This window comes from Deltaproteobacteria bacterium (assembly GCA_003194485.1).
Classification (GTDB): Bacteria; Desulfobacterota; Dissulfuribacteria; order Dissulfuribacterales; family UBA3076; genus UBA3076.
Genome location: PQXD01000003.1, coordinates 127,800 through 133,903, shown reverse-complemented (window position 1 = coordinate 133,903; position 6,104 = coordinate 127,800). Strand labels below are relative to the sequence as shown.

3 protein-coding genes are annotated in these 6,104 nt (G+C 50.4%); 2 read left to right on the top strand and 1 reads right to left on the bottom strand.

From position 1 onward, the window contains the following. The first annotated feature begins 438 nt into the window (after window positions 1–438). Entirely contained in the window at window positions 439–1,761 is a 1,323-nt protein-coding gene (locus tag C4B57_02835; protein PXF55571.1) for a hypothetical protein, read from the top strand. Continuing rightward, on the top strand, window positions 1,733–3,031 hold the full coding sequence (locus C4B57_02830) for a hypothetical protein (protein PXF55570.1): 1,299 nt from the start codon (window positions 1,733–1,735) through the stop codon (window positions 3,029–3,031). The genes C4B57_02835 and C4B57_02830 overlap by 29 nt, the downstream gene beginning before the upstream one ends. Window positions 3,032–3,264: 233 nt before the next feature. Here C4B57_02830 and C4B57_02825 read toward each other — a convergent pair whose 3' ends face one another. After that, the gene (locus tag C4B57_02825) at window positions 3,265–5,856 is read right to left on the bottom strand and encodes a TIGR03960 family radical SAM protein (GenBank protein PXF55569.1); all 2,592 of its coding nucleotides are present in this window, start codon (window positions 5,854–5,856) and stop codon (window positions 3,265–3,267) included. Window positions 5,857–6,104 lie beyond the last annotated feature (248 nt).

Genomic DNA, 6,104 nt, shown 5'->3' with positions numbered 1-6,104 from the left:
ATTGAGGAGTTGACTCAAAAAATGGTTGCTCTATGAAAGAATCTTCAGACCAATGGCAGTAATTGTATGGCAAGCAGCCTACCCGGTGCTTGCTGCCTGTATCTTATATGAAATATCCAGTTCTGCCAAAGTCCAAATGTATTATCGTAAGTATTTATGGAAATTGGAAATTGGAAATTAGAAATTCGGGATGAAATGAAACGGTAAATATTCAGTGGGCCACGGGTTCACCGAATATTTACAATGAAACAGGACTACGAGTTGGATGTCTACAAAAGCATGAAGGCCAAATTTCCAATTTCTAATTTCCAATTTCCATCTAACGGATTTTCTTCTGGCTTTAACATCTATTTCTTATTATATTTTTGTTTGTGGACATTTATATGGAAAAAAGTCTGCTGATTGCCAGGCACGAGATGGATAATTACATGGTTTGGCATGGCGGGCCGAGGGGTTGCAGCTTTTATTCAGGAATCGTACTTGGAAGTCCTGCTTGATAATCTCTTATCAGATACGGCAATTCTGACAGCACTTTTGGCTGTTTTGCTCGTCTGTTCGGCCTGCTTTTCCGCAACGGAAACCGCTTTTTTTTGCCTGGATCGCATTGAGCGCCGCCGTCTTGGAAAGGTGAAATCAAGGTGGGCAAGGCTCATTGTCAGTGCATTGCAGCGCCCAAGGGAGCTGCTTTCAACCATCCTTTTCGGAAACACCCTTATCAATGTGGCCACGTCGGCGATAGCGGCCCTCCTTTTCGCAAGACTGGTCCCGGCCCATAGCCTCCCTGTCGCCATTGTCGTTGATTCGCTCCTCGTGCTTTTCATCGGAGAGATCATACCGAAGACCATCGCGGTAAGCCATGCCGGAAGACTCGCCAGGGTCTCCATCATACCCCTTCACTTTTTTTCAAAGGTTGCCCGGCCGTTAGTGGTCGTATTTGATTACTCGGCCCGTACGATCTTACGGTTTCTCGGGGTGCCGGAGAAACCCGGCGACGTCCTGGGCCCATCCGAACTGGAAGTATTGTTCGAGGAGGCGGGCAGGAAGGAGACGATCACCTCCCGGGAACGGCGCATTGCACACAATATCATTCGCTTTTCCCAGACCACGGCCGAGGAGATTATGACCCCGCGCGTGGACATTGTGTACGCCACCCTGGATATATCTTGCGAAAAGCTGCGGCAGTTGATGCTTGAGGCGCGTCACTCCAGGATCCCGGTCTGTGAAGGCAGTCTTGATCACATTGTCGGTTTTGTAAGTACCAAGGAGTTTTTCCTGAATCCCGACCGCCAGATCAGCGAGCTGATTAATCCTGTTGCCGTTTTTCCTGAAGGTGCCAGGATTCATCGCATTTTCCGTTACATGCAGAAAAACCGCCTCAACATGGCGGTGATTGTGGATGAATACGGCGTGACCTCCGGCATTGTGACCATGGAGAACCTGGTGGAAGAGATTGTCGGCGAGATTTATGACGAATACGAAAAGGCAGAACAGCTTATCCGTCGACTCGGGCCGGGCGAGTGGTCGGTGTTGTGCCGTGCCCCTGTTGAACAGGTCAATGAAGTCTGCGGCCTTACGCTGCCTGAAGGTGAATCTGTGACCCTGAACGGATATCTGTGCAATGAATTCGGCGAAATTCCCTTGCCTGGACAGGCAATTGAGCGGGGCGGCGCATTGTTTACAGTGGTTGCATCCAAAAAAGGCAGGATCGTGAGCTGTCGCGTCAAACGAATACATGGGGAGACCGCGGGAAATGACGCTTGACCTCATATTGCTCGTTATTTGTATTCTGGGGGCGGGCTTTGCTGCAGGTGCTGAGATTGCGCTGGTTTCGGCAAGCCGCATACGACTCCGTCATATGGCCTCCGAAGGTCTGCGAGGCGCTACCCGGGCCCTCAGCCTTCTCGATCGGAAGGAGCGCTTCCTGGCCGTAACTCTTATAGCAACAAACGTCTTTCACATTTCGGGCGGGGCCATCGCGACAGTGACCCTTGAGCAAAGACTTGGTTCCATTGGGCCGATCCTGGCCACTGTCATGATGACCTCTCTGCTTCTGGTGATAAGTGAGATCGTACCAAAGGCCTATTTCCTGCACCATGCCGATCGGGTGCTGGTTAAGACATGTGTTTTCTGGAGAATTCTGTCCTGGGTGCTTGCACCGATTGCCATCCCGGTTGACCTTTTTGCTGCGGGCATGCTCCGCCTTTTTGGCAGCCGGGGCAAATCCGCTTATGCGGCCACCCGGGAGGAAATCAAGCTCATTGTCGAAGAATCCGGCGAAGGGGGAGGGCTCCAGCAATACCAGCAGGAGATGCTGGAATCGACTTTGGATTATGCTACGACAACCGTGCGCGAAGTCATGATGCCTATTTCAGAGGTGGCACTACTTCCCGAGTCGGCATCCACTGACGAACTTCTTGATCTTGTGCGCGAACAAGGCCATACACGAATCCCGGTCTACCGCGAGCGGATCGACCAGATCGTGGGTCTTGTGAACGTCTTTGATGTTTTCTACGACCGGCAAGGAAAGCAATTCATCCGTTCATACATGAGACCGGCCCGCCTGGTTCCTGAGACGAAACAGATCGACGAGCTTTTTGTTGAAATGCAACAAGAGCGCGAAAACCTGGCTGTCGTGGTGAACGAATTCGGTGCATGCTTCGGAATCGTAACAATCGAAGACATCATAGAAGAGATATTCGGCGAGCTTGTCGATGAACACGAGGATCTAACACCTGAAATCCTGGAAAAGGGTCCGGGCCGCTTTTTTGTGGACGGGATGACGGACATCGATGACCTGAGAGATGAAACAGGGATTGAGATTGCCAAGGAGGGCTTTGAGACCGTGGGCGGCTATGTTCTCCACTGCCTCGGCAGGATTCCCAAAGAAGGAGAAACTTTCACATGCGGCGATCTGACTGTACGTGTTCTAAAGGCGGACCGTTACAGGGTCAAGGCCGTGGAATTGATTCGGAAAGCAAATGAACATCGAACATCGAACGTTGAACATCGAACGTTGAATGGGAAAAGATGAAGAAATAGAACACGGGTTCAGGGTTCAAGAAAAAAATGAACGTCGAACATCGAACATCGAACGTTGAATGGGAAAAGATGAAGAAACAGAAATAGATGTTGAATGTCGGTATTGGATATTCGTTTTTCATTCGATGTTGGACGTTCGATGTTCGATGTTCGACGTTCATCTTTCAAAACAACTCCCCTATGGCATAAATGCAACCTGTGAATGTTTACAAAATAACCCAGCGCTTAAGGGGATTTGGGGATGCTGAAGCCCAGCTTGAGGATGCGCAACATCTTAATCATCTCCCCGGAAAGCCCCATGATCGAACCTATTACTTCTGCCGGCTTTAGGTTGAAACGGGCAATGGACCTGAGCGTCAGGTCAAAAAACGGGAGTTCATCATATTTTGCATCTTCAGGCCAGGACCAAGGTGTTATTCGTCCGTCTTCCACATCCTTTTCTGCTATCAACTGAAGAGATTCGACTACCTGCTTGAGGTCTGTTGTGATCTGCTTTCCCTTGCGTTTCCTGCTTACGGGCCATTCGGCGGTTGAATTCAGCTTTTCAACCGAGCATTTCATCTGAGATGCCGTTACGCCCGGAACAGATATCAGGTACCTTACCAGTTCAGGAATTTTTAAAGAAGTCTTCGGGCCGACGGGTTCTGCGGATCTTATTATGATTCCCCGGGGCATTGCTTCACCAAGTAAATTCTTCAGAAGTTCCGGTTTCATATACCCTGTAAGTGTAATGGCAAACTGTTCTGCCAGACTCTCGGTACCCAGGGGTATGGGCTGTCCGAAAGAAAAGCGGGGCTTGGGATGAAACCCCTGGGAATAGGCAACCGGGATATGCGCCCTCCTTGCCGCCCGGTGAAGAGCATGGACCAATTCGAGATGTCCCAGAAATCGTGCCTCTCCCAGTTTGCTGAAGGTCAGATGGTAAGTGACTGGATGACTTGGTGACTGGATGACTTGGTGACTGGATGACTGAGTGTGGGATGAAGCATGAACTTTTTCCTTCTCGTGGACTACGGGACGGATATTCCTGAAATCACACACCCCGCAGGCCTGGCATTCTCCGTGCCTGCAGTCCGGTGTGTAGATTTCTTTTCTGGATTTTTCTCTTTCATCCAGCAGATACTTATTGCTCACACCGGTTAAGATGTGACCCCAGGGAAGGGGTGCCTTTGTGTCGATTGCTTTTATGTATTTTTCAAGCTCGATATCCTCTTCAAGGGCGGCTTTTCTATAAAGGTCAGGTCTCAGATGGTCATTCCATGCATCAAGACGCGCTCCCATTCTCCATGCCCTGCAAAGGATCCCTGTAAGCCTGCGGTCCCCTCTGGAGAAAACGCCTTCCAGGAAGCTCTGAAACGGATTGTGCCACCTATAGTGAAGATCCCGGCCCTTTAGATTGGATCTCAGCAGTTCAAGACGGTCTCCGGATTCCCGGACATTCAGCTGCCGCTCCCACTGAAAAGGCGTATGGGGTTTCGGGACAAAGGTGCCTGCGCTGACAGTGACCTTCCTGCCCCTTTTCCCGCCACTTGCAAGGACCTTCCTTGCGAGTCTGGCTATTTCCAATACATCGGCCACGGTCTCTGTCGGAAGGCCTGTCATGAAATAGAGTTTTATGTTGCTCCAGCCGAGCTTATAGGCCTGTGTGGCCGTGTCAATGAGGTCATGCTCTGTAATTCCCTTGTTTATTACTCTTCGCAGTCTCTCGCTGCCTGCCTCCGGGGCCAGGGTAAACCCGGTTTTCCTCACCCTCTGTATCTGTTTCATAATTTCCGGATTAAGGGTCCCTACTCGAAGAGAAGGAAGAGAGACTGCGACATTCTCAGGCGTGTATCGATCCATCAAGGTGATTAACAAGGACAAGAGACATCCATAGTCACCTGTACTCAGGGAAAGCAGTGAGAGTTCCTCCCATCCGGATGCGGCCAGGGCCTGTTCCAGCAGGGAGAAGACCTTTTGAGGTGAGCGTTCACGTACGGGTCTATAGGTAATGCCTGCCTGGCAGAACCGGCAGCCATGGGTACAGCCCCTTGCTATCTCGATTCCCATGCGATCATGGACTATCTGCGTATATGGTACGAGGGGGCGGGACGGAAAAGGGGCCTTTTCAAGGTCAGATACTGTTCTGCGTTTTATAAGACCTGCTTCGGGCCTCCTGGGCTCAAGTGCGGCAAATGATCCGTCCTTCTCATATCTTGGCCTGTAAAATCCCGGTACATAGACGCCGTCCACACGGGAAAGGCCGGTGAGAATCTCATTTTTATCTCCTCCTGTTTTTCGCCAATTCTTTACAAGACCCGCGATTTCCGGCAGGGCCTCCTCTCCGTCTCCTACCAGGATGGCATCAAAAAAATCAGCGATGGGCTCAGGATTGACCGCGCAGCTTCCTCCGCCGAGGATTATGGGCCATATCGGGTTGTTTCTTTTCTCCGCCCGGATGGGTATGCCTGCAAGGTCCAGGATGGTCAGGATATTGGTATAGCAGAGTTCATACGGGAGGGTTATGGCCAGAATATCAAAGTCGCTCAGGGGACGCCGGCTCTCAAGACCCCAGAGAGGCACTTTTTCAGATCTCAGGAGTTTTTCAAGGTCAACATCAGGGCAGTAGGCCCTGTCTGCCAATGCCCATGGTATTTCGTTGATTATGTGATACAGGATATGAAGCCCGAGATGGGACATCCCGATTTCATAGAGATCAGGAAAGACAAGAGCGACTCGGAGACCTGCTTCGTTCCAGTCCTTATGGCAGGCATTAATTTCATTGCCAAGGTAACGGCTTGGCCTTCTTGTCAGAGGCAGAAAATCTGTTGGTTTCATGAACGGCCCAAGTTAATCCGATGGCACTTTGCGGGCAAGCGCATTTTTTCAGGATAATCGAGCCGCTTGCCCTGGATATTTCATATAAGCGCAGGCGAATTTTGTGACGCAGCACAGGAGGCTCTTTTGAGCCTTCAGAGGCAAGCTGTGATCGTCTTTTCTCAAGCTATGGGTAAAAATACCACCATAGCCAGGATTGAGACGGCAACAGCGCAGATTATTTATGGGGTATAAAATTCGAACAACGA

What these genes read in the sequence shown, in the direction of transcription:
- C4B57_02830 (PXF55570.1), top strand. Translation starts at nt 1,733, where the DNA reads ATGGGGAGACCGCGGGAAATGACGCTTGACCTCATATTGCTCGTTATT.
- C4B57_02835 (PXF55571.1), top strand. Translation starts at nt 439, where the DNA reads ATGGCGGGCCGAGGGGTTGCAGCTTTTATTCAGGAATCGTACTTGGAA.
- C4B57_02825 (PXF55569.1), bottom strand. Translation starts at nt 5,856, where the DNA reads ATGAAACCAACAGATTTTCTGCCTCTGACAAGAAGGCCAAGCCGTTAC.